Annotated in this window: 1 protein-coding gene; it reads left to right on the top strand. The window is 65.3% G+C overall.

Translation table 11 applies throughout. The features are described from left to right. Positions 1-261, top strand: a 261-nt coding sequence (locus SB689_RS22995) for a hypothetical protein (RefSeq protein WP_410694379.1), incomplete at its 5' end; no start/stop codon positions are given. Positions 262-277: the final 16 nt, after the last annotated feature.

Here is a 277-nt window from a genome sequence, read left to right as displayed (position 1 = left end):
CATGGGCTCGTGAACGAGAACGATCTCGCGTACTTTGTGCTGGTCGGGATGAACGTGCATCCGGCGTTCGACGCGCATCCGGCGATTGCCGGGAAGATCGCGACGCGCGGGGACGATCCGCCGCCGTTGTCGGAGTCGCTCGGCGATGTCGATACGGAAGTATGGACGGAACTGGTGGACGGGCATCCGCTGGCCGGCTATGCAGCCGAACGGCAATCGGCGACGATGGCGGCGATGGGCGTGCAGCCTGATGTCGGTTGAACGGCGGGGGAATGGG

Source organism: Chryseobacterium sp. SIMBA_038 (genome assembly GCF_046535115.1).
In the GTDB taxonomy this organism is placed as follows: domain Bacteria; phylum Bacteroidota; class Bacteroidia; order Flavobacteriales; family Weeksellaceae; genus Chryseobacterium.
This window is presented reverse-complemented; position numbering and strand designations above follow the sequence as displayed.